This window comes from Bacillus sp. A015 (genome assembly GCF_053851875.1).
Genome location: NZ_JBSPZB010000001.1, coordinates 278,115 through 301,612, shown reverse-complemented (window position 1 = coordinate 301,612; position 23,498 = coordinate 278,115). Strand labels below are relative to the sequence as shown.

At 39.9% G+C, this 23,498-nt stretch carries 24 protein-coding genes and 2 pseudogenes; 6 read left to right on the top strand and 20 right to left on the bottom strand.

Annotation, left to right across the window (positions count from 1 at the left end):
* Positions 1–107 precede the first annotated feature (107 nt).
* The 6 genes from ACSLGF_RS01480 to ACSLGF_RS01455 all read right to left on the bottom strand — a co-directional run bounded on the left by ACSLGF_RS01480 (position 108) and on the right by ACSLGF_RS01455 (position 5,103).
* Positions 108–830, bottom strand: a complete 723-nt coding sequence (locus ACSLGF_RS01480) for a LutC/YkgG family protein (RefSeq protein ID WP_456001743.1) — start codon at positions 828–830, stop codon at positions 108–110.
* Positions 827–2,251 carry a LutB/LldF family L-lactate oxidation iron-sulfur protein gene (locus tag ACSLGF_RS01475; RefSeq protein WP_456001740.1) on the bottom strand — a complete coding sequence of 475 codons (1,425 nt, stop codon included), beginning with the start codon at positions 2,249–2,251 and terminating at the stop codon, positions 827–829. The genes ACSLGF_RS01480 and ACSLGF_RS01475 overlap by 4 nt, the downstream gene beginning before the upstream one ends.
* Positions 2,252–2,271: 20 nt before the next feature.
* Positions 2,272–2,988 carry a (Fe-S)-binding protein gene (locus tag ACSLGF_RS01470; protein WP_456001737.1) on the bottom strand — a complete coding sequence of 239 codons (717 nt, stop codon included), beginning with the start codon at positions 2,986–2,988 and terminating at the stop codon, positions 2,272–2,274.
* Between the two features lie 188 nt (positions 2,989–3,176).
* Complete coding sequence (locus ACSLGF_RS01465; RefSeq protein ID WP_456001734.1) at positions 3,177–4,028, bottom strand: SDR family oxidoreductase; 852 nt, start codon at positions 4,026–4,028, stop codon at positions 3,177–3,179.
* 139 nt (positions 4,029–4,167) lie between these two features.
* The gene (locus ACSLGF_RS01460; protein ID WP_456001731.1) at positions 4,168–4,581 is read right to left on the bottom strand and encodes an Rrf2 family transcriptional regulator; all 414 of its coding nucleotides are present in this window, start codon (positions 4,579–4,581) and stop codon (positions 4,168–4,170) included.
* Positions 4,582–4,629: 48 nt separating this feature from the next.
* Positions 4,630–5,103 (bottom strand): VOC family protein, encoded by a 474-nt coding sequence (locus tag ACSLGF_RS01455; protein WP_456001728.1) that lies wholly within the window; start codon positions 5,101–5,103, stop codon positions 4,630–4,632.
* Between the two features lie 157 nt (positions 5,104–5,260).
* On the opposite strand from ACSLGF_RS01455, the gene ACSLGF_RS01450 reads away from it, so the two are divergent.
* Complete coding sequence (locus ACSLGF_RS01450; protein ID WP_456001725.1) at positions 5,261–5,704, top strand: DUF2188 domain-containing protein; 444 nt, start codon at positions 5,261–5,263, stop codon at positions 5,702–5,704.
* Positions 5,705–5,727: 23 nt separating this feature from the next.
* Here the strand turns inward: ACSLGF_RS01450 and ku are convergent, their stop codons facing one another.
* Positions 5,728–6,576, bottom strand: coding sequence for a non-homologous end joining protein Ku (ku, locus tag ACSLGF_RS01445; protein WP_456001722.1), 849 nt, complete (start codon positions 6,574–6,576; stop codon positions 5,728–5,730).
* Between the two features lie 115 nt (positions 6,577–6,691).
* Here ku and ACSLGF_RS01440 point away from each other — a divergent pair, with 115 nt between their 5' ends.
* On the top strand, positions 6,692–8,557 hold the full coding sequence (locus tag ACSLGF_RS01440) for a DNA ligase D (protein ID WP_456001719.1): 1,866 nt from the start codon (positions 6,692–6,694) through the stop codon (positions 8,555–8,557).
* A 34-nt stretch (positions 8,558–8,591) separates the two neighbouring features.
* Entirely contained in the window at positions 8,592–9,287 is a 696-nt protein-coding gene (locus tag ACSLGF_RS01435) for a YoaK family protein (protein WP_456001716.1), read from the top strand.
* Between the two features lie 39 nt (positions 9,288–9,326).
* Here ACSLGF_RS01435 and ACSLGF_RS01430 read toward each other — a convergent pair whose 3' ends face one another.
* Both ACSLGF_RS01430 and ACSLGF_RS01425 read right to left on the bottom strand, forming a co-directional pair.
* Positions 9,327–9,521, bottom strand: coding sequence for a hypothetical protein (locus tag ACSLGF_RS01430; RefSeq protein WP_456001713.1), 195 nt, complete (start codon positions 9,519–9,521; stop codon positions 9,327–9,329).
* A gap of 438 nt (positions 9,522–9,959) precedes the next feature.
* On the bottom strand, positions 9,960–11,072 hold the full coding sequence (locus ACSLGF_RS01425) for a response regulator aspartate phosphatase (RefSeq protein ID WP_456001709.1): 1,113 nt from the start codon (positions 11,070–11,072) through the stop codon (positions 9,960–9,962).
* A gap of 493 nt (positions 11,073–11,565) precedes the next feature.
* Between ACSLGF_RS01425 and ACSLGF_RS01420 the strand changes: the two are divergent.
* A pseudogene (locus ACSLGF_RS01420) lies at positions 11,566–11,736 on the top strand (iron chaperone); the annotation flags it as partial.
* A gap of 51 nt (positions 11,737–11,787) precedes the next feature.
* On the opposite strand, the gene ACSLGF_RS01415 reads toward ACSLGF_RS01420, so the two are convergent.
* Together ACSLGF_RS01415 and ACSLGF_RS01410 are read right to left on the bottom strand one after the other, a co-directional pair.
* Positions 11,788–12,369: an undecaprenyl-diphosphatase gene (locus tag ACSLGF_RS01415; protein WP_456001687.1), complete on the bottom strand. Its 582-nt coding sequence runs from the start codon at positions 12,367–12,369 to the stop codon at positions 11,788–11,790.
* Positions 12,370–12,524: 155 nt separating this feature from the next.
* Entirely contained in the window at positions 12,525–13,067 is a 543-nt protein-coding gene (locus tag ACSLGF_RS01410; protein WP_456001684.1) for a GNAT family N-acetyltransferase, read from the bottom strand.
* Between the two features lie 258 nt (positions 13,068–13,325).
* On the opposite strand from ACSLGF_RS01410, the gene ACSLGF_RS01405 reads away from it, so the two are divergent.
* On the top strand, positions 13,326–13,664 hold the full coding sequence (locus ACSLGF_RS01405; protein ID WP_456001681.1) for a macro domain-containing protein: 339 nt from the start codon (positions 13,326–13,328) through the stop codon (positions 13,662–13,664).
* 75 nt (positions 13,665–13,739) lie between these two features.
* Here ACSLGF_RS01405 and ACSLGF_RS01400 read toward each other — a convergent pair whose 3' ends face one another.
* From ACSLGF_RS01400 to ACSLGF_RS01375, 6 genes are all read right to left on the bottom strand, one after another.
* Positions 13,740–14,228 carry an antitoxin YezG family protein gene (locus tag ACSLGF_RS01400; protein WP_456001678.1) on the bottom strand — a complete coding sequence of 163 codons (489 nt, stop codon included), beginning with the start codon at positions 14,226–14,228 and terminating at the stop codon, positions 13,740–13,742.
* A gap of 5 nt (positions 14,229–14,233) precedes the next feature.
* Positions 14,234–15,205: a DNA/RNA non-specific endonuclease gene (locus ACSLGF_RS01395; RefSeq protein ID WP_456001675.1), complete on the bottom strand. Its 972-nt coding sequence runs from the start codon at positions 15,203–15,205 to the stop codon at positions 14,234–14,236.
* 296 nt (positions 15,206–15,501) lie between these two features.
* A complete protein-coding gene (locus ACSLGF_RS01390) occupies positions 15,502–15,981 on the bottom strand; it encodes a TIGR01741 family protein (protein WP_367307605.1) in 480 nt (159 codons plus the stop codon).
* Positions 15,982–15,986: 5 nt separating this feature from the next.
* Positions 15,987–17,912 carry a T7SS effector LXG polymorphic toxin gene (locus tag ACSLGF_RS01385; protein WP_456001672.1) on the bottom strand — a complete coding sequence of 642 codons (1,926 nt, stop codon included), beginning with the start codon at positions 17,910–17,912 and terminating at the stop codon, positions 15,987–15,989.
* A gap of 121 nt (positions 17,913–18,033) precedes the next feature.
* Complete coding sequence (locus ACSLGF_RS01380) at positions 18,034–18,168, bottom strand: hypothetical protein (RefSeq protein WP_456001669.1); 135 nt, start codon at positions 18,166–18,168, stop codon at positions 18,034–18,036.
* Between the two features lie 2 nt (positions 18,169–18,170).
* On the bottom strand, positions 18,171–19,262 hold the full coding sequence (locus tag ACSLGF_RS01375; RefSeq protein ID WP_456001666.1) for a Rap family tetratricopeptide repeat protein: 1,092 nt from the start codon (positions 19,260–19,262) through the stop codon (positions 18,171–18,173).
* 132 nt (positions 19,263–19,394) lie between these two features.
* Between ACSLGF_RS01375 and ACSLGF_RS01370 the strand changes: the two are divergent.
* Positions 19,395–20,201: pseudogene (locus tag ACSLGF_RS01370) on the top strand (tyrosine-type recombinase/integrase).
* 114 nt (positions 20,202–20,315) lie between these two features.
* Here ACSLGF_RS01370 and glnA read toward each other — a convergent pair.
* From glnA to ACSLGF_RS01355, 3 genes are all read right to left on the bottom strand, one after another.
* Positions 20,316–21,650: a type I glutamate--ammonia ligase gene (glnA, locus tag ACSLGF_RS01365; protein ID WP_456001664.1), complete on the bottom strand. Its 1,335-nt coding sequence runs from the start codon at positions 21,648–21,650 to the stop codon at positions 20,316–20,318.
* 60 nt (positions 21,651–21,710) lie between these two features.
* Positions 21,711–22,121: a MerR family transcriptional regulator gene (locus tag ACSLGF_RS01360; protein ID WP_034324181.1), complete on the bottom strand. Its 411-nt coding sequence runs from the start codon at positions 22,119–22,121 to the stop codon at positions 21,711–21,713.
* 91 nt (positions 22,122–22,212) lie between these two features.
* Complete coding sequence (locus tag ACSLGF_RS01355) at positions 22,213–23,493, bottom strand: methionine gamma-lyase family protein (protein ID WP_456001794.1); 1,281 nt, start codon at positions 23,491–23,493, stop codon at positions 22,213–22,215.
* Positions 23,494–23,498 lie beyond the last annotated feature (5 nt).

The following is a 23,498-nucleotide window of genomic DNA, read 5'->3' as shown; positions in this document are numbered from 1 at the left end:
CTTGTATGTCGTCATCTTACTATGTCCATTCACCTAGAGGCAAGATGATTTTTTAAAATGTTTGAAAGCTGTTTTCATATAAAAAAAGGCTCTCTTCACGAAAGCCCTCATTCATCATCTATTAATAGATAAACGGCTCGAACCGGACCATGAACCCCAACCACTAAATTCATTTCAATATCGGCAGAATTACTCGGGCCTGATATGAAATGAATGGCTCCTTTCGCCCGCTCTCCCTCCTCTACCAAGCGATTGAGAGCCGAGACGGCCTGAATCATCCGCGGAACAATTGAGCTTTTTTCTATACACACGATATACATCATCGGTAAAAAATGAAGCGCTCTTCCTTGACCTTGATGAGATGAAAGAACAACTGTGCCAGATTCTGCAAGTGTGTAATCACTGAACACAACCGCATATTTCGCTTGTTCTGCCTGCCTTATATTTTCATCCCTTGATGCATCTGCATCCCAGCTGGTGACCGAGATTCCTTCTTTTTGCAAGCAAGCAAACATAGGATTGAATCCATATTGCTCAAAACGTCTATCACGCGAGGTCATCACGGGACCCTCTCCATACTCTGTCATCAATAATCGTAATAGAGAGGGCACTTCCTCCGGCGTTGTTTCTATCACTCTTGTATGAATTTGTTGACATTGCTTCTTCAATTGCTCCACCAATTCCTCTTTAGACAGAAGTCCGTTTGTTTCCCACTGTACTTGATGCTTCCATCCCGGACGCTGAATAGATGTAGATGGAGAGGAGCCTTTGCCTAATTGCTGCTGGATATGAGCTAAAAACGAATCTCGATGAGAAATGGTTCCCTTCATGACCGTTCCTCCTTTTGTTTCTTTTTAAACCAATCCCGAAATCTTTCTTTACTTGGAGCTGGCAGGTCACGAATATCTGTCCAATTCTTTAAAGGACCCATTCCTTTTGAAATCCGTCCGTTTGAAGCCATACGATTCATCAAAACAGGTGCTGCTTTTGTTCCGAATTGATACATCCCGGGAGTCGATGCCCCCATTCCGAACATTTTCATCGCCATCATTTCAGCTTTAGGCGCTCTCCCCTCTTTCTCAACGATGACTTGTCTATGTTTAATTAATAGCTCATGAAGTGGAATCTTCACTGGACAAGCATCCGTGCAAGCTGCGCAAAGGCTTGACGCAAAGGGGAGCTCTTGATAGTCATCATAGCCGCCAAGAAGAGGTGAGAGAACAGCTCCAATCGGACCCGGATAAATCGATCCGTACGAATGTCCGCCAACATGCCGGTAAACCGGGCACACATTGATACACGCTGCGCACCGGATGCATTGCAGAACAGGCTGAAAGGCTGTACCTAATATATTTGACCTTCCGTTATCAACAATGACCAAATGAAATTCTTCTGGCCCATCGACCTCTTCTTCTCCTTTTGGCCCCACGACAGAAATATAACTTGTTAATTTTTGACCAACTGCGCTTCTGCACAAAAGACCAACAAGGACATCCAGCTCCTCCATTGTTGGAACAAGCCGCTCCATCCCCATGACAGCTATATGCGTCTTTGGTATGGCCGTGACAAGATCCGCATTCCCTTCATTTGTCACAAGACAAATGGAACCTGTGTTGGCCACAGCAAAATTACAGCCGGTCACGCCAATATCTGCTTCGAGGAATTTTTCTCGTAAGATTGCTCTCACAAAGCTCGTCATATCTTCAGGGGTTTCTGACATGTCATATCCGAGCTTTTCGTGAAACACGTCCCGTATTTGTTCTTTCGTCATATGAAGGGCAGGTGCCACGATATGTGAAGGCGGTTCATGATCATCTACTTGCAGAATATATTCGCCAAGATCGCTTTCGATCACCTCACAGCCGATCTCTTCAAGTGCTTGATTCATTTCAATTTCTTCAGTGACCATTGATTTTGATTTGACAATCTTTTTGGCCGCTTTTTTTTGTGCCACACCTTGAATATACGCTGATGCCTCTTCCTTTGTTTTCGCAAAAAAGACATGACCTCCGCGTTCACTCACACTTTCGCTTAATTGATATAAGTAGTCATCAAGGTGAGCAAGTGTATGTTGTCTGATTTCCTCGCCAAGTTCACGCCACTTTTCCCAATTGCCAAGCTCTTCGCTTGCAGTCATCCGCCTTTGATACAGGCGCTCCTGTGCCGAGGAAACAGCTCCTCTCATGACAGCGTCTTCTAAGCCTTCCCCGATTCGCTCTTTAAAGGCCTTCTCTCCAATTTTCATACTCATATGCCGTTCCCCTCTTCGCGTCAGCGGCTATTTAATACTTCTGCGATATGCATCACCTGGATTGGTTTTTCAAGGCGGTTCAATCTTCCGCCAATATTCAGCAGGCATCCACAGTCAGCACCAATGATATATTCAGCGCCTGTTTCCTCTATGCTTTGCACTTTTTCATCGACCATCTGCTCAGATATGGGTGTCATTTTTACTGAAAAGGTACCTCCAAATCCGCAGCAATTTTCTGCTCGGGGCAAAGGTTCCATCGTCAAATCTTTGACATTTGACAACAGTGTGAAAGGCGCTTCCATAATTCTTAGCAGTCTCGTCATATGGCAGGAGGTATGGTAGGTTGCTTTTCCTTTAAAACTCGCACCTACATCTGTTACGTGTAAAATATCTACAATAAATTCCGTTAATTCATATGTTTTCGCAGCAAGTGCCTCAGCCCGAGCTGTCCACACTGGATCTTCTTTAAAAAGATGAGGATATTCTAAAAACATCGCCTTACAAGAACCTGATGGTGTCACGACATATTCAGCTGATTCAAAGGCTTTGATCATGTTTTTCGCTGCTTTGATGGTTTCTTTTGTATAGCCGCTGTTAAAGGCTGGCTGTCCGCAGCACACTTGTGCCTCTGGAAATTCCACTTCAACACCGAGCCGTTCTAACACCTCGACTGTCGCCTTTCCTACATTAGGCTGCATTGTGTCAATTAAACAGGTGACGAATAAATGGACTTTCATCGGCGAACTTCCCTTCTTTTGCTGCACTTTGATTTATATCTGGTCATCTGATGACTACAGAATAGACTTTGATTTCATTTTAATCCCAAATTTCTGAAATTTCAATGAAGTGATTTGTCTAAAATTTGTACATATTGCCATTATTGCTTCATGAAAAAACGCCCTTTTTACAGGGCGTGTGAAGATGTTTATGTTGAAATCAATTCACGAATTCTTTCTTCAATAGGTGTTAAGGGGCGTCCTAATAATGTTTCAAAATCATGGCTTTCAACAGCCAAGGCACCATCGCGAATGCCGCTTTGAATGGCTTTGACAAATGGCACAGCTTCTTTTGGCACGCCGTTAGAAGCTAAAAATTCTCCAAATGTGTCTACATCGATTTTTTCTACTTTGATCTCTTTTCCGCTCACCTCACTGACAATTTGTGCAAGTTCAGTGTGCGTCCGAAGAGGTCCTGACAATTCATATATTTCCTGGTCATGCACCGGAAGTGTTAACGCATTTGCCGCCGCTTCTGCATAGTCATTTCTTGTCGCCCAGCCAACTTTCCCTTCACCAATAGGGCTTAAAAATGGTGCGCCGCTGACTGATGCCAGAATGGTGTCTTTTTCATTTTCTACATACCAATTGTTTCTTAAAAGCACATGAGGGATGCCAGAGGCCAAAATGGCTTCTTCTGTTTTTGCATGGTCATGGGCAAGGACAAGCTGACTCTCTCTTGCATTGACAACACTCGTATAAACAATAAATGACACGTTTGCTGCTTTCGCCTCTTGGATGGCAGCTGTATGCTGCTTCACGCGGTCTCCTTCTGCAGTTGAAATCATCAAAAGACGGTCAATGCCTTGAAAGGCTGCCTTAAGGGTGTCTGGCTGAGTAAAGTCTCCGTGGCGTACATCCACCCCAGCTTCCTTCAAATGTGCTGCTTTTTGCGGGTCCCGAACACTCACCGCAATTTGTTCAGCCGGTACTTTTGTCAGTAAATGCTTGACGACTAAGGAACCAAGTTGTCCTGTTGCACCTGTTACTAATAATTTCATTTGTATGACCTCCTCATTTTGTGATTCGACGGTGATGCTTCATGGGTAGAACAGCTTCAGGCACATATTAGATCATTTGTTATAAACATATCGGTTACAACAAAAGGTGTAAAAAAAGCTCAAAGGGTATGAGCTTCTTCTAATCTTCCTCCATCAATAATTGCTTGATTGTCACTTGTCTTAGGCGATTTTCAAGTGCAGACTGCGCTTCTTTGAGTTCGTGCCGCAGTCTCGTATCCATGGCTTGACCAATCGGACATGCGATGACTGGCTGATGGAAGTTAAATAAATCTTCATCCTCGCTCACATCGACAGCACGGTACACATCTAAGAGCGTGATTTCCTCTGCCGGCCTTTTTAAATAAGCACCGCCTACTCCGCGGCGAATCTCAATAAGCCCCGCTCGTTTGAGCATTGCCATCATTTTTCGAACAATGACAGGATTTGAATTGACACTCTCTGCAATAAAATCACCTGTACACTCTTTTGGAAAACCTGCAATAAATGACAAAATATGAACAGCGATCGGATACCTGCTGCTAATTTGTTTCACAATCTTTCACCACCGTTGTAATCACTATAGTTACAATGAGGGGTTTTGTCAATCAATAAACGGATTTTTCTTTCTATCCCAATCTTCATATGCCATCATGTCGTGATGATCTGCTGCATCGATTTCAAGTGGTGCTATGCATTCAAGCAGATTTCCATCAGGGTCCAGAAAATAGATCGCTGCATGAAATTGCGGCGGATTATCGAGAACTAAAGGCTGCTCCTCTTCTGAAAAGCCAAACATTGGGTGAATGCTGATCCCTTTTTCTATCAGCCAAGCTTTGATCTGTTCAATGCTGGATGATTTAATTTGGAAGGCTACATGTCGAGTCGCTGGATGATATGGGATAGTGGACATATCTGCCTTCCATATTCCAAGCCAGCTCTTTCCTTTCTCAATCCATAAAAATGCCACTCTTTCATTTTCATAAGCAAGCGTTAATTCCAATTTTTCAAAAAATGATATGGATGCCTTCATATCACTCACGGGCAAATGGGCTTCATACAAGCCTTTGATCATCATGAAAATCACTCCTTTTCTACCCCCTATTTTGCTGGAGTTGACGTGAAAATGCCTCAGCAAAACGATGTATTTCATCCCATCCATTGGTTTGAGATTCTTGTATGTTTGATCCATTGCATATGGGGAAGGTGTTCAAATAAAAGAAAGGAGCGTCAATATGCCTTGGACAATGGAAGGTTATCCTGCTTCATTTCAGTCGTTAGAAAAAGTCATTCGAAAAAAAGCGCTTGAGATTGCGAACAAAATGATCCAGGAAGGCTATGACGAAAATAGAGCCCTCCCAATCGCGATCAGTCAAGCGAAAGAGTGGAAAAAGAACGCAACGGAGAAAGAGATAGAAGATTTTTCATCTAATGGTTCTGTCACACCTTCTAAAGAAAGCAGCTCCTCAAGGCCAGAGCTCATGGATCATGCGCAGCATGCCGTTAAACATGAAGAGGGCTGGGCGGTTCAGACAGAAAAAGCGAAACGTGCGAGCGAGGTTAAAGAAACGAAACAGGCTGCAATTGACCGTGCGAAAGAGATTTCATCTAAAAAAGGAACGTCCGTTGTCATTCACCGAAAAGACGGAACGATTCAGGACGTGTTAAAACCGCAATAAGACCGCCCGTAAGCGATCTTTTCTTACGCATTCTTTTCTTTTTTCGCTGGTGTTTTTCTTTTCTTTGGGGCTGCTTTTTTCGTTTTTGCTGGTTTAGATCGATCGATAGAAGCCTGTAGAGCTGCCATCAAATCGGTCACATTGGAAGATGGGTCTTTTTTGCCTGTCGTTTCTGGCTGAACCGTATGTTCTCCAGATATTTTATCCCCTATTAAATTCATCAGCTGTTCTCTGTATTCATCCTGATAAGCGGCTGGGTCGAATGTTGTGGTCAGCTGCTCGATTAAAAGGAGCGCTGTATCTAACTCCTTCTTCACGATATTTTCCTCTTGCGGAATATTTGGTACGTCTGATACTTGTCTAATCTCGTCAGGGAAATGAATGGTTTCCATCAGCAAAATATGTTCATAGCACCTGACGATTGCTAATTGCTCCTTCGAGCGGATCATCATCTTGGCCACCCCAATTTTCCCCGATTCCTCCAAGGCTTTTCTGAGTAATGAATAAGCCTTCGCTCCGCCCGTATCTGGTGATAAAAAATAACTTCTTTCATAATAGATCGGATCAATTTCTTCTATCTTCACAAAATCAATGATTTCGACGGCTTTTTCTTCATTTTCTTTTCGCAGCCTTTCTAGCTCTTCATCGTCCAATTCAATAAATTTATTTTTAGCATATTCGTATGCTTTCACTATTTGTTCTGGAGATACCTCTTCCCCACAATTGGCACAAACCTTTTTGTAGTTAATGGGCGTATGGCATTCTTTATGCAGCTGTCTTAATTTAATATCTTTGTTCTCTGTAGCGGTAAACAGCTTGACTGGAATATTGACCAATCCGAAGCTAATGCCGCCCTTCCAAACTGTATGCATCGTGACGCCTCCGTTCTTTTCTCCTTACTATGTAATGTTTTCTTCAGACTTATGTATGTTTATGAAAATTTCATCCCAATCTAAGAACACAAGATGTGAGGAAGTGAATAGCCCAATGAAACCTATGCGATTAACGTCTGCACATGATATTCCTGCCGGTGCAGACTGGCTGTATGAATTAAAATATGATGGCTTTCGAACCATTCTCGTGTGGGAAGAAGACGAGATTCATTTAGAGAGCAGGGCCGGAAAACGGTTAAACGAACAATTTCCAGAGGTGATTGACCAGTGTATACAATTAAAGGACCGGTTTGCTCCTTTTTTACCACTGACGCTTGACGGAGAATTGGTCTCTTTACTGAATGAACAGCAAAGCGATTTTGCGAAGGTTCAGCAAAGAGGCAGGATGAAAAACAAAGAAATCATTCGCTTGCAGGCTGAGCGGTTTCCATGTCATTTGATTGCGTTCGATCTATTGAGATGCAAAGGGAAATCCCTTGTTGATTTACCGCTGGTGGAAAGAAAAAACCGGTTACAGCAAGTATTCCAGGAGTCAGAGCTTCCGCCATCTGTACAGCTGGAGCATCCTTCCCTCCTTCAAATCATCCATACAGATCCAAGCCCTGAGTACATGAAAGAGCTGATGACGACGTATTTAGCGGAAGGACTAGTTGCTAAAAAAAAGACGAGTAAATGGCTGGACAATACCCGCTCTAAAGAATGGCTGAAAATCAAAAACTGGCGGTATGTATCTGTCATTGTGACCCGTTTTGATAAAGAAAATGGTTATTTCCAAGGCAGTATTTATCAAGATACTGCTCTCATTGAGGTTGTCCAATTCAAGCATGGTTTTTCTAAAGAAGAAGAGCAAACGCTCCGTCAGTTATTTCAAACAAAAGGAGATCTGATAGGAGCATCAGAATATGAAATCCCGCCATCTATTGTCGCAAATATTGCTTGTATATCCTTTGATGGGTCAGTGTTAAGAGAGCCCCGTTTTTCTTCATTTTTACTAGATGCGGATCCAGCTGCGTGTACATTTCAGCAAATGCTCAAGCAGCTGTTTCCGCTCCCTGCCGTCATTGACGTCACTCACCCTGAGAAACCAATTGTGCCGGCCCTTCATCTCAACAAGGCAGATTACTTACTTTATTTAAGACAAGCGGCTCCCTATCTATTGCCCTTTTTACGTGAAAGACGTCTCACTTTAATTCGGTTCCCTCATGGCACTGGAGGCGAATTCTTTTATCAAAAGTCGACGCCTGATTATGCGCCTGATTTTGTTGTGACAGATCAAGTTGAAGATATTCCTTATACGGTCTGTAATGATCCTAACACGTTACTTTGGCTCGGTAACCAGCTGGCGATGGAATTTCATATTCCTTTTGAAACAAGAGATACCGATCGACCGGCAGAAATCGTCTTTGATTTAGACCCGCCATCTGTCAAAGAATTTCACCTAGCCATAGAAGCAGCTAAGCGAATCAAAGCGCTTTTAGATGAACTCTTTCTCACAGCTTTTATCAAAACAAGCGGCGGAAAAGGACTTCAAGTTTACATTCCATTAAAGAAAAACGCCTTCACATACGATGAAACAAGACAATTCACAGCTTTTATATGCCAATTTTTATGTGAACAAGCACCTGATCTCTTTACTCTGGAACGTTTAAAGAAAAATCGCGGCAATCGTTTATATTTAGATTACCTTCAGCATGATGCTGGAAAAACAATCATCGCCCCATATTCCCCAAGAGGAAACGATCTTGGACTCGTTGCGACACCACTTGAATGGGAAGAACTGTATCAGAAAGAGCTTCATCCATCTATGTTTACCATGCCGGCTGTCATTGAGCGGCTAAAGGAAAAAGGCGATCCGTTTCGCCGCATAAGGCACCTTGTGAATGATGATGCTTTTAGACAAGTCTTACATCAGCTTCAAGACATTTTACCAGCTCATCAGATGGACTTTCGCGGTCATTAAGCGTTACACTTATTCATTAGAGAGTAAGAAAGGGATGACCATCTTGACCGCACATTCATTTCGAAACATAGCACTGATCTTCTTATGTCTTTCCGCAGGAATTGTGGATGTGATTGGCTATTTGAGCCTAGGACATGTGTTTACAGCAAATATGACGGGTAATATTGTGCTGCTTGGCATTGCAGCAGGAAGTTCATTGCAGCTAACAGCCCTTCATTCCATCACTGCACTGAGTGGGTTCGTTCTAGGTGTTTTACTTGCCGTTGTGATGGGCGGGAAGCATGAAAAAACGTTTTGGCCAAAAGCCGTTACACGTATCTTTATTATAGAAGTGATGATCTTGCTTCTATTTGCTCTCATGACCATTTTTCCTTATACACAGGGTGCTTATTTTATGCTGATTATTCTTTTAAGTATGGCCATGGGCATACAGACGACGGCCGCACGAAAATTAAATGTTGCTGGCATTTCAACAACTGTTCTAACGAGCACACTCGCTAATCTGTTTGAAGATTTGGCTCAGTGCTTATCACACAGGGAAAAAAGAAAAGCCCCTATTCAGCATGCGAGCTTGATGCGAATCGGTTCTATTGTCTTTTACTGCCTAGGTGCCGCTTTAGCTGCATACACTGATGCTTACGATCCGTTTATCATCATTTGGCTGCCTATCTGCATCCTTGGGGTCATTGTGATCACTGCTGCATTCAAGCACTTTCACCGATTGAAATAGCCAATCTCTAGATGGCTATTTCATCATTGTGATGAACCACTAATAACTTCTCACATAAAAACCAGGAGGACACCCCATGATGAACATGGAGCCATACGGATATCCAGAAAATGTCCCAAATCCGCCAAAGCCGATATGAGTGCCAACCGGTCCGATATGTGCTCCCCCTCCGCTAAAACCGCCTCCGTGAAAGCCTCCATATGCCCGTGGATACATACAATCACCTACCTTCAAGATCCACCTCATCTCATCATATGCATGACAAATGGAGCGGTGTTCGCGCTTTTTCTTTCACTTCTATGTACAATAGACCAATTTGATAAAATTTGAATGAAAAGTCCTGCAAAAAATTAAATTAAGCAAAGAAAGGTGACCTTTTTAACTTGTTGCTCTGCCCTATGTTTATTTAGAATAATGGGGCAGGTAACAAATTTGCACACCCCCTTTGTTGCGAATTCTTCTTATTAAACGTTCTTGCAGCGTTTAATAAGAAGAGCCTATTTAAACAAAAAACCCTTGCTGACGATCATCAACAAGGGCGAGATATGGCTGGGAGATTAACCACCAATGATTTTTTCTGCTACTTCGAATGAACCCGCAGCGTTTTGAGTTAGAACAGATGCAGCGATAGCTAAACCCACAACGAATAACACTTTTAAACCTGTTTTCATCTTAAATCAACCCCTTTCTTTTCATATGTAAATCCGATTCTAAACTTTTATTCAAGTAAAAAACAGACTGCTCATAAAGTGCTTGCTTTTCACAATACTTTGCCGCAAAATGCGAAAGCTCTTTTACTTCATGATATTCATTCTTCTCTTCTAACTTTCTTAATTTCTCATCAATTTGCTGAAATCTTTGTGGCGCATTCGTTAAGTAAAGATCATGTACGATGCCTATTTTGAGCTGAAACACTTCATGAGAAGCATCTTTTATTCTGGCATATGCAGCCTCTATATATTGGCTTGCACGCTGCTTTTCACCAATCACACAGAGCTCCCGGCTGATCAGATACGTAGAATGGAAAAAGAAATCTGAATCATAATACTCTTGATGGGACATCGCTTTTTCAAGATGACATATTGATTCTTTCGGTTTGTTCCAAAATGAATATAAAATAGCCACATTGTGGTGATGCTGAGCCAGCATAAAGTCATCCTGCTCACTTGTCAAAACCTCTTCCACCAGACGATAATTCTCAAGCGCCTCTTCGTACCGGCCGATCTCTGTTAGATTAGCTGCAACGAGAGAGTATGAAAGTGCCGTTCTTCTTTCATAATGCTTGTGACGTTTATAGACGTGGAGGGCTCTGCGAATATAGCTTAATGAGAGCATAATATGACTAAGTCGATAGTAAAGCCAAGCCACCTTAAAATCAAAATCAGCACGTTCTATCTCACTTGGAATTTTATCTAAGAGCTTTTCAGCACTTTGATACATTTGCAATGCTACCTCATAATTTCCTTGGTGCTGCTCATACACACCCTCATAAAAATCGAAATAATAGGCAAGGCGATGAGACAGATCATCATCTTTTTTCCCAAAATGACCTTCTATACTTTTCGTTGATACATTCCCCTTTTGCCCTCTCAAATTGTACATGAGAATGTGATGCCTCTTCTCAAGCAGAGAATAATACATGTGGATATCAGCATCGTCAATTTCCTCTACTGCTTGTTTCGCTTTAGCAAATAATCGTTCTGCCTCATCTGCATGATCTTTTTTGATTTCCATGTTCCAGTCATTTAATAGTGATGCCAATTCCGCAACAGGAACTTTGCTCATTCTACACCCCCAATCACCTTCAGCTACATGACATGATTTCACTAAATATGGAACTTCTATTAGCAATTGCTAATTAGCCCATTTGACATCATTTTAATATGAATCACTTGAATCTTCAATAACCGTTTCCTTTGAAATGCGTTTCTTTCTCCTAGTCAATGATGTTTGCGCTAAAAATTCCGTCTTTTTTCTGATTAAAAGCAAAAGATCATCGTTCTTTTGTTATGTTTCTCTATATAATATGACCAAGAACTTCAGTGTCTCAGTAGCTCTAGCAGGGAAAAAAAGCCGTAAAACAAATTGCAGCTGACAGGTCGCAGGGCAAGGGTTTCAGAAGCACCGAAAAGCATAAAGGCTGAGACAGGTGAAATTCCTTAGGGAAACGTGTTGCCCTAGCCTATGTTTAGGATTCGGATCCCGTCTGAGGCTTATGAGGTCGATGGAAATGGAGGATAAAACATCATACATGTTTTTGAAGAATATATAAGCAACAGGAAAAGGAATTGATCACTTTTCAGCTGAAATTGTACAAGCTGGTTATGATCATGGGAAAAAGATGTTTCGCATGAAAGAAAGCTTGCCCATTGATTATCCTCTACTTAAAAAAATCATCGAATTTAATATCGAAGACAAAGCGGATTGTTCAACATTTTGGCGAAAATAATCAACACCCCGATCTGATTCCATAACAGATTGGGGTGTTTTTTGCAACATTTTATTCAGTTCTCTTCCCTACACATTTCTGTTCAAGCCATTCATAACATGACAGGATGGCATCAATAAATTTTTGGAATATCGGCAAACCAATAACAGCGACCGCTGTTAAACATGCTATGACAGCACCCGCTAAGACATCAAATGGATAATGAACCCCCACCCAAATTCTTGAAAATCCAACAGCGCTTGCAATAAAAAGCCAATAAATATGCCGTTTATGAAACAGCCAAAAGATCAGGCAAATAGAAAAAATAAAAATCGTGTGATCACTCGGAAAAGAGTTGTTCACTTCCTTATGGATCAGAAGATTGACATGACTCAATTCTGCAAAGGGCTGCTGATTAGAATAAAAGAATCCAGCGACTTTCCCAAGTACCTCTGCCAATGTGAAAGTAAGTCCAGCAGATATGACCACCATCCTATTTTTTCTGCCTCGATTTTGAAACCACATGACAAGAAGCATGAGCGCTACTAACAGCACTGTATATTCAGCTAATCCAATCAGCAACGGATTCAAATAATCGTGATCGATACTGAGCTGATTGATCGATCTAAACAACCGTTCATTATACTCCTGCATCTCATTTCATTCCTTTTACTCGATTTATGAAAAGGATAAATGAAAAAAGATGTCCGTTACATCGATCGAGCGAACAAAATAGAGGGATCATCTCACATTTTTGTCACTTCGTTGTCATCTTGATATCAAGATGCAAAACCCTTTCGTAGCTGAGACTATTGAGAGTGATGCTGCTCCCATTCCTTTTTCAGCAAAGCATATTGATAGGTGTTTTCATATTTAGGTGTGCCATCCTCATATGTAGTAAATGAAATAAACTCAAGAAAAAGGCCTTCTTTCCGCATCCCTAATCGCTCACATAATGTTTGTGAGCGGTCATTATCATCCTCTACGTATGCATAAAGCCGCCTCGCCCCCTTTTCCACAAATAAATATGACAAGAGAGCTTCAGCACTCTCACGCGCATATCCCTTCCCTTCATATGCTGCATTGAAATTCCAGCCTATCGAATACGTGTCAGGCTCCTCTTTCAAATGAAATAATTCACCGATGATCTGTTGACTTTCTTTTAAACAAACTGCTATATAAGAGTGATCTGCTTTTCTTTTTTGCACCTTAGCGGCAGCTTCTTCTAATGTAGAGATTTGATCATCAAGAAAACAATTCACTCTTGGATTAGACAAGTAATCTAGCATTCCTGCTGCATCTTCATCACAAAATGGTCTAAGAATTAACCGATTCGTTTCTAATTGATTCATTAGGCTCTCCTCACTGTTTCTGCTTTATTTCGTATTTTTAGTCTCTCCATATTTTAGATGACATGCACCACCTTTGACAATCAGATCATTGTGAAGTGTCTTCAAATAAACTAAACTCATCAAAAGCATTTTCGCTATTAAATAACATGATCAAAACGGTGGATGGCAACATCTTAGAGGCAAGTGAAGACATCATCTGTCACCAGGTGAACTGTAAAGGCTGGATTAGCCAAACAGATCAAAAGCAAATATCCAAATGTGTATAAAGACTATAAACGTTTATGTTCAGAACAAGGAGATGATTTATTAAGTTCCGTTCAGCTCATCACAACAAGCGACGGAAAAACAATTGCCAACTTATTTGCTCAAGCTGTGTACGGAAGAAAAGTAAAACAGACAGATTACGAAGCATTACGCAGCTGCTTTCAAAGCCTAAAAAATACAGGGACAAAGACAAATGAAGCGAAAAATCGAACTTCTATTGCCATTCCTTATGGGATCGGCTGCGGATTGGCGGGCGGCGATTGGACGATTGTCGAAGACATGATTGAAGAGGTACTGGGTGATTGTGAAGTGACGGTTTATCGGTTTAAATAAAGGGAAATGAGAGGTTCTTATGAAAAATATAAATACAGGTATACAAAAACCCTCCTTAATTTGGAGGGTAAAGAACTAATTGTTGTTTTCTTCTTTATTTTTAATATAATTCAACACAATTTCTTTATCTTCCTCATCTTCAGGGAAAATTCCCAAATTTTCATATTCCCAAATAGCCATTCGTTGATAGGTATTGTAATGAGAGTTCAATACATCATCATAATTAAAATCAATGGCAAATTGATTCCTATTCTTGATTTTTAGCGTTAAATTTGTCCAAGCTTTTTGCTCGTTAATTTTAAATTCATCTCTGAGTTTCTTAAAAGAATCCTGTAAATTAATTAATAAGTCATCATATATATTTTCACTGACCTCAAATATATCAGGAATATCATGAGAATAAATATATTCTTGTTGTTTGTTTGTATTAAAGAAAAAATAAACTTCACGAGAGTCATCCAGAATTTCCGCATATAGCAAAACATTCTCCCAATCAACAGGTATTATTTCATTTATTGTATTCAAAATTTCTTGATAAACTTCATTCGATGGTTCCATTTCCATTTGAATTAACCTCCTGACTTATTTTCAATCGATACCTTTTTAACTCTCCGATCTCCAATTTTATACTTAATTTTAAATAAAGTTGGTCGCATAGAATCTCCTTCATATCTAATGCTTCCTATGGAAACTGACACTGTCTCAGGTGGATCTTTCCTCAAGGCTGCCAACCACTCCTGCTCCATCTGATACCATTTCCCACCACTGCGATTAATCTGTGAATTCATCGGAAGTAGGTTATCAATATCCCCAGATCCTTTAAAAATAGACGCAATTAAATGCCCTCCATCATCATCCAGTAATCGATCAGGCTTTCCTGAATTGGATTGGGCGTATTGGTTTCTTTTAACCTCTCCGTATTTTAAATCATTAGCTTCGACTTTGACAATGCGTCCATAGTGATCGGTTGTGTATGTGTAGCCTTGTTTGGTTGAATAGACAACATTTGGTTTTAATACTTTTTTGCGTTTCCATCTGACATAATGATCTCCATATTTAACAACGGTCGGCGGTGATTTTGGTGCTGGTAATCGTCTGCCTGTCTTAGAGATTCCATATCCTGAATTGTTGTCTAGACGCTTTGCCATGGAGAGGAGTTTATTTTTGAGATTTTCTCCGTCAAAAACATTGTAAGGCAGTTTAGGGACACCTGCCATTTGGAACTTTGGTGAATATGGCAACAGGCGAGGAATAGAGACTCTGTCTATTGATTGTGCTCCTTGTTCAAGACCTTTCTTCACTGTAGTTTTGGCTGCTGTTGTTCCCGTTTTTGTAATGGTGCCTGCCCCTTTAGAACCAAAGACGATTTCTGCTAGAGAGCCAGTCGCATAGGCGAAACAATGTGATCGAGAATATGCATCACCATTAATCACTTCTTTTTGGAATGAGTCTGAAATCGATTTTCCAATCGCTTTGGATGTTACAATTGGATGTAAAACAGCCGTTACGACCGATTCAACGGCACCCCCGGGGTCTGTCATAAGATCGTAGATTCCAACTACTGTATCTTTGGCAATATCATATAGACCACCGTATAGGCAATTGTTGATTTTATCTTTTTTTGTTTCTGCTAAATTGTGTTTTAGTCGTGCAACATGCTCAGGTCACATAATAGCTGTCCATTTAATCGGACCTCTGTCTCTCAGGATACAATCACTCCTTTTTGAATGATGAAATAGCAACAGAACATACATTCTTTGCGAATGTGTTTCAAGAACTTTTGTTCGATGTAAATATTGGTATACAAAAACCCTCCTTTAATTTGGAGGGCACTGCGTTAGTTGTTTTCTTTTTTATTTTTAATATGATTCAACACAATTTCTTTATTTTTTTCATTTTCAGGTAGAAGTCCAAAAGTCTCATATTCCCAAACCTCTATTCTCTGAATACCATAAAGCCCTATATTGAGAATATCTTCGTATCCATAATCAATTGAGAATTTTCCCGATTTCTCCAGCTCGATAGTAGCTGTTGTCCAAGCACCTAAACCATTTTTTGTATATTCCTTTTTCAACTCTTCAAAAATTTCACTTAGTTCGAATAGTAAACTATTATAAATAGATTTACTTACTTCATACTTTTTTGAAATATCATGTCCAAATATTAACTCTTCACTATTAGGTTCAGTAAAATAAAAAGTAATCCCTGCAGAATCATCAAGTATTTCTGCGTACATCCAAACTTTATCCCAATCACATGGTATTATTTCATTAATTGATTCTGCTATTTCTTTGTAATAACGATCTAATGATTCCATAAATCTTAACCTCCAGGTTGATTCTTAATTAATTCTGTAATATACCGTTCTCCAATTTTATACTCAACTGAAAAACTAACGGGTCTTAATGAATCAGTCTTATAGATAGGCTCAATAATAACTTCTACTCGTTGAGGTGGAACCTCTTTTAGTGCAACCAACCATTCCTGTTCCATAGTGTACCATTTCCCACCACTTCTGTTGATCTGTGAATTCATCGGAAGCAGGTTATCAATATCCCCAGAACCTTTAAAAATAGATGCGATTAAATGACCTCCATCATCATTTAGTAATCGATCTGGCTTGCCTGAATTGGATTGGGCGTATTGGTTTCTTTTGACCTCTCCGTATTTTAAATCACTTGCTTCAACTTTGACAATGCGTCCGTAGTGATCTGTTGTGTAGGTGTATCCTTGCTTAGTTGAATAAACGACATTTGGTTTTAATACTTTTTTGCGTTTCCACCTTACATAATGATCTCCGTATTTGACGACGGTCGGTGGTGATTTAGGTGCTGGTAATCGCCTTCCCGTTTTGGAGATTCCATAGCCTGAATTATTATCTAAACGTTTTGCCATGGAAAGAAGTTTATTTTTGATATTCTCCCCGTCAAAAACGTTATACGGTAGTCTCCCCCCACCAGCTATTTGAAACTTTGGTGAGTATGGCAATAGATTCGGAATGGAGGCATTATCTATTGATTTTGCCCCTTGTTCAAGTCCTTTTTTAACGGTTGTTTTTGCTGCAGATGTCCCCGTTTTTGTAATGGCTCCTGCACCTTTAGAACCAAAAGCAATTTCTGCTAGAGAGCCTGCGGCATAGGCAAACCAGTGTGATCTTGAGTAGGCATCACCTTCAATGACCTCTTTTTGAAATGAGTCTGAAATAGATTTCCCAATTGCTTTCGATGTTTCAATTGGATGTGAAACAGCTGTCACAACTGATTCTACAGCCCCACCAGGGTCAGTGACAAGATCATATATTCCGGTCACTGTATCCTTTGCCACATCATATATACCAACTGCTGCGCCTTTTACACCATCAATGAAGACATTTGATGTTTCTTCCTGTGCTTTGATTTGGAGAAGCTGGCTGTAATACATTTTTTGATCGTAAGAAAGATTCTCATATCCAATTTCGTCTACAATCTCAAAGTATTTCTCTTCTGATATACACGAAGGATCATTGAGCTTTTCCTTCAATTCTTTGATTCTTCGTTTCTCTTTTTCTTCTTTTTTCACCTTTAAATATGCTTTCACTTGAGCATCAATTTTATCATGGTTCTTGTACACATCTGTCTTATGAAATGCTTTTGCATCATAATACATTGGCTGAGCATTCTTTCCTTTTCCTGTTGCAGCCATCATTTTTGTATAAAAAGTTGCAAGATGTTTCTCAATCGCTTCTGATTTTTCGTATTCTGTTTTTAGTGCATGATCTAATTTATGTACTGCCTCAATTGCATCTTTTCTTTTTTTGTTCGCATCATCTAAATGCTCATCTACCTCTTTGCTGGAAAATGTGCGTAAATCCATTAAATCACTGATATCGTCAAAAATAGCTGTGAGGGCTTCTTTTTGTTCCTTGACCATATCTTTATTGTTCTGAATGCCTTGCTTCAATTGAGCGTCTAAGAAATGCTCATCAATAAATGTACTCCCGCCTAATGATTCATCATCAAGCTTTCCTTTCACCCCATCTAAAAAAGCTTTTTGCATATCGATAAAATCAAGATAAGTGTCCGTATATAGCGCAAGATCATTATAAAAAGCTTTGATATTATCTGCACCTTTTCCAGTAAATTCATCACCTAATCCCGATACACTTTTTAATGCTTTTTTCAAATCTGTTATTTCTTCCCTAAGCTGTTGATATACCTTCGATCTTTTCTCTACAGCTGATATCAGGGAAGGAGCGTCTAATATCTTCATATGAAAAAGACTCCTTTAATGGCATATTCTTTTACTAGAATACCATAAGGAGTCTCATACTTTAATCCATTTTATCTATTTTCAACCATTAAACCTCTGTAGCGATCAATTAACACCTTATTTATGATCCTGCACCTCTTGAGGAAAGTAACACTGTATCACTTTTAGCATCTGCCTGAGTATGTTGAAAAACAGGCATTCCAAGAATTGTGCCTATAAGCAAAGCAGTACTAATAATCAACATTATTTTTTTCATGATCATATGACCTCCTTTCCTATAAGCGTACAAGATTTCAAAGCCAATTCCAAGAAGTAGTTACTCTCTTCATAAAGATTTAACTTTTTGTATATGGAGGCAACATCAGGAGCTAATGCCTCAATATCAACATATGCTTTTCTTTCTTCCAAAAGACATAGCCCTTTCTTGATGCCCTCATAGCTTTCCCGTGGTGTTGTATAACATTTCTCAAGGATATTGAATTTCAGAATAAAGTTTGTATTCTGCTGTTCTCTAGAAAAGGTTTTCCCCTCAGCAACCCAACTTATTGCCTGGTCCAACTGATTTGATTTATAACTTGATCTTGCAAATTCATACGCACATTGTAAGTAAGAAACAGGAGCTGACTGTTTTAGATCATCTGCGGAAATTGCTTTGTTGAAATATTCAATTGCTTCTATATGGTGGTCATCCTGAATTTTGAGAAATCCTAAATCATAATAAGCCAACGCTAACAATCTCTTATCATTCTTCTCAATCAGTCTATCAACACACTCCAAAAGCATTCTTTCAGCTTTGTCTAGTCTACCATCATCAATCAAATTCAGTGCCAACAACATATTACAGTTTATGGTCTGTATGCTGTAGCCTTCATGACCTTTGTAGATGTCCTTTGCTGTTTGTAGATGATGGTGAGAAAGTAGCGTGACCTTATTGAAATAGTAGAGTGTGCCAATTTTATAATGGAACTCAGCTTTTTCAATTTCATCATGAACCTTGTCCAATTGTCTTTCAGCTACTCTGAATAGGACTAGAGCTTCTGAATAGTTATTTTTTGCACTCTCATACATACCTTTGAAAAGATAAAAGTAAAACCTTAGCATGTCATCTGTTTTGACTCTTTCACTTTCTGTTATTGTTGGTTGCCCCACTAAATCTTCCATAAGTACCTTAAATCTGTAATCAAGAATATTGAAATAGAGTAAAACATCTTGATTTTCTTCCATTTCGCCTAACATATCTTGAATCTCATCCCTCAACTCTACTGCTTGTGAAACTTCCCTCTTTTTAATATGTAAATACCATTTGTTGAGAGTGTTTGCTACATCTACAGAGGAAATCAAACTCGACATCCCATTACCCCCTTGCTATCATTTCCTTTGTATAATTTTAACATGATATTTACAACATATGTAAAGTCGGGGTGTTCATTTATAAAGTTTTCGGTATCCCGCAAAATGCAAAAATGCTTATCTATAAAAGGTATGTTTTATGTAGAGTGCATTAAAAGAGGAACAACATGGCAGTACAGAATTAAACATAGGGATCCAGTAACACAAGAAATAACAGAGCTTTCTAAAGGTGGATTTAGTACAAAAAAGAAGCGCAAGTTGCTGTTTCAAAACATGAAGAATTGCTTAGAAGTGATATTGAAGTTGGTGGCGTAGAAACAACTTTAAAACATTTTTTTATCGAATGGTTAGAAGTCTATAAAAAAGGAAAAGTTGCAAAAAACACATTTAATATTTACAAGAGAAATTTCGAAAAAATTCCCCCCCTACTTCAAAGAGATTAAGCTAAAAGACATAACACCAATGACAATAAATAAATCACCAGACTTCCAAAGAGAACCTGGTGAAGAAGCATTCGGAAACACAAAAACATACCACTCGGAACGGACAATTAAGATTACTGAATCTCTTGCAAAGGAACTTCACGCTCATATGAATTGGATCAACGATAACAAAATGGTCTTTAATGAAATATATGATCATGATCTAGACCTTGTTTTCTGCAGAGAAAAAGGAGATCCTTTACCAAAGTCCTCCCTCTTCAATGCTCTAAAAAGAATATTAAAAAAAGATGAAATAGAAAATATCCCAATCCATGGACTAAGACACACTCATGCCGTTCTTTTGCTAGAAGCTGGCCAAAGCATGAAGTTCATCCAAGAAAGATTAAGACATAAAAATATAAGCATAACTTCTGACGTATATGCTCATATAAGTGAAAAACTCGAAAATAAATCTGTGGACAGTTTCGAGAATTACATCAACTCAATTCTGAGTTGAAATTTTTATTGAATTTGGTGGTCAAAAAGTGGTCAAACCTTTTTTTGGTTATGGTCACTATAAATTTGACCACCAAATTCTTTTCTTAAACCCTATTAAGTCAACGTTTCTCTATTAATACTGGGACATATACTGATCGCGTTCCCATGGGTGTACTTGGGTTCTAAACATATCCCATTCGATTTCTTTTGATTCGATGAAGTGCTCGAATAAGTGATCGCCTAGTGCGCTGATCATGACTTCGTTTGATTTCAGCAGCTCAAGCGCTTCTGCAAGTGTTGCAGGTAGGTCAGAGATACCGTTTTCAAGACGCTCTTCTTTGTCCATGACATAGATGTTTCTGTCGATTGGCGCTGGTGCGTCCAGTTTGTTTTTGATTCCGTCTAGACCTGCTGCAAGTAATACGCTTAGTGCAAGGTATGGGTTTGCAGATGGGTCTACGCTGCGCACTTCTACACGTGTGCTGATGCCGCGTGATGCAGGGATACGGATCAATGGACTGCGGTTTTGTGCACTCCATGCAACATAGCAAGGTGCTTCATAACCGGGTACAAGACGCTTGTAAGAGTTCACCGTAGGGTTTGTGACCGCTGTAAAGCTTGTTGCATGCTTGACGATCCCTGCGATAAAGTGTCTAGCCGTCTCGCTTAATTGTAAATCTGCTTTTTCATCAAAGAATGCGTTTTTGCCATTTTTGAATAATGATAGGTTACAGTGCATACCAGATCCGTTTACACCGAACAATGGTTTTGGCATAAATGTCGCATGAAGACCGTGCTTTCTTGCAATGGTTTTGACAACGAGTTTGAACGTTTGAATGTCATCACAAGAACGGATCGCGCCTGCATATTTGAAATCAATTTCATGCTGTCCAGGTGCTACTTCGTGGTGAGATGCTTCAATTTCAAAGCCCATTTCTTCAAGCTCTAGTACGATATCACGGCGGCAGTTTTCGCCTAGATCTGTTGGTGCAAGGTCAAAGTATCCACCTTTATCGTTTAGTTCAAGCGTTGGCTCGCCTTTTTCATCTAGTTTAAATAAGAAGAATTCTGGCTCAGGTCCAAGGTTGAAATCACTAAATCCTAGTTCTTCCATTTCCTTCAAGACACGCTTTAAGTTGTTACGAGGGTCTCCATCAAATGGTGTCCCGTCCGGCTTATAAATGTCACAAATAAAGCGTGCAACTTTACCTTTTTCTGCTGTCCAAGGGAAAATAACAAATGTGTTTAGATCTGGATATAGGTACATATCTGATTCTTCAATACGTACGAACCCTTCAATAGATGAACCGTCAAACATACATTTGTTATCGAGAGCTTTTTCTAACTGGCTCACAGGAATCTCAACATTTTTAATTGTTCCGAGAATGTCTGTAAATTGCAGACGGATGTACTTTACGTTTTCCTCATTTACTAATTTTACGATATCTTCTCTTGTGTACTTTGCCATTTCGTAAAACTCCTCCCCTACAAAAGGTAAAATGTTTATAGCAATGCTTTTGCTAATCTGTTAACGGAAGAACCTTGACATATCCCCCTGCCTAAAGGTCGTTCCTTGTTGGAAACGTCCAGCCTGAATGAGTTCCTTCTTCAGTAGCTTCCTGAGTTCATCATCTGTCAAGTTGTGCTTCGCTGTGGTTTTCTCCTCAGTCTTTGTTTCGGACGCAGGATTCTCCGCCTCAGCTTTGGCAAAAAGTTTTTTAATTCCTGCCATGTTTACACCTTGTTCGATGAGGTTTTTAATTTCTAGTAATTTATCAACATCATGGAAAGAAAATAATCGGCGATTCCCATCACTTCTTGCTGGAAATATTAAACCATTTTCCTCATAATAGCGAATTTGTCTTGCAGATAATTCTGTTAGCTGCATGACAATCCCAATTGGGAATAAAGGCATTGAGCGGCGAATGTTATCACTCATCTCAACTGTCTCCTCCTCTTTGCTTAAATTTATTATATGTCATGTTATATTATGTGTCAACGAAATGTTAGGAATATTAACATGGATTTTTTTATTGAGCAGGTACTTCGATAAAACCTTGTTCTAATAAGGCATCTACAGCACTGCAAATCGCATTTTTCACATGGGCATACGTGAGGCCGCCTTGAACGTAGGCGGTATAAGGAGGCCTGATCGGACCATCGGCTGATAATTCGATACTAGCTCCTTGCACAAAAGTGCCAGCTGCCATAATGACATCATCCTCATAGCCCGGCATATAGCTTGCATGCGGTGTGACGTGACTGTTGATCGGAGATGCATATTGAATGGCCTGGCAGAACGCAATCATTTTTTTAGGATCTCCAAATTCTACAGATTGAATCAAGTCCGTTCTTTTCGCATTCCACGCAGGGTTTGTTTGGAACCCAAGCTTTTCAAGAAAACGAGCCGTAAACACTGCACCCTTTAAGCTCTGCGCAACGACATGTGGTGCTAAGAAAAATCCTTGATACATTTCCTGGAGCGCATACAGCGATGCACCCGCTTCACTGCCGATGCCTGGAGATGTCATTCGATAAGAACAAGCTTCTACCCATTTCTCTTTTCCGACGATGTAGCCGCCTGTTTTGGCAAGACCGCCGCCTGGATTTTTAATGAGAGAACCGGCCATGAGGTCTGCTCCAACATGACACGGCTCTTGTAATTCAGTAAATTCACCATAACAGTTGTCAACAAACACAATGATTTCCTCATTGATCTCTTTCACAAATGAAATCATTTGTCCGATTTCTTCAATTGTAAAGGAGGGTCTTGAAGCATAGCCTTTTGAACGCTGGATGCCAATGACTTTTGTTTTAGAGGAAATAGACTCTTTTACTTTGTCGTAATCAACTGATCCATCTTGGCGCAAATCAATGGCTTTGTAGTCAATCTTGAAGTCTTTTAATGAGCCTGTCCCTTCTTTCCCGCGAATCCCGACAATTTCTTCTAGGGTGTCGTATGGCTTCCCTGTCATGTAGATCAATTCATCGCCTGGTCTTAGCACACCGAATAAGGCAATGGAAATCGCATGTGTTCCGGAAATAATTTGCGGGCGCACAAGGCCGCTTTCTCCTCCGAATACATCCGCATAGATCTTTTCCAATGTGTCTCTCCCCATATCATCATAGCCATATCCAGTTGTCGGATTAAAGTGAGAGTCACTGACTTTATGCTTTCGGTAGCTTTCAAGAACCCGCCACTCATTTTGTTCGCTCTTTTGATCAATTTGCTGATGCATGTGTAAAATCTCTTGTTCTGTTTCTGCTGCTACTTTTTCTAAAATGGTGCCATGTTTTAAAGTGTGAAACATCTTCA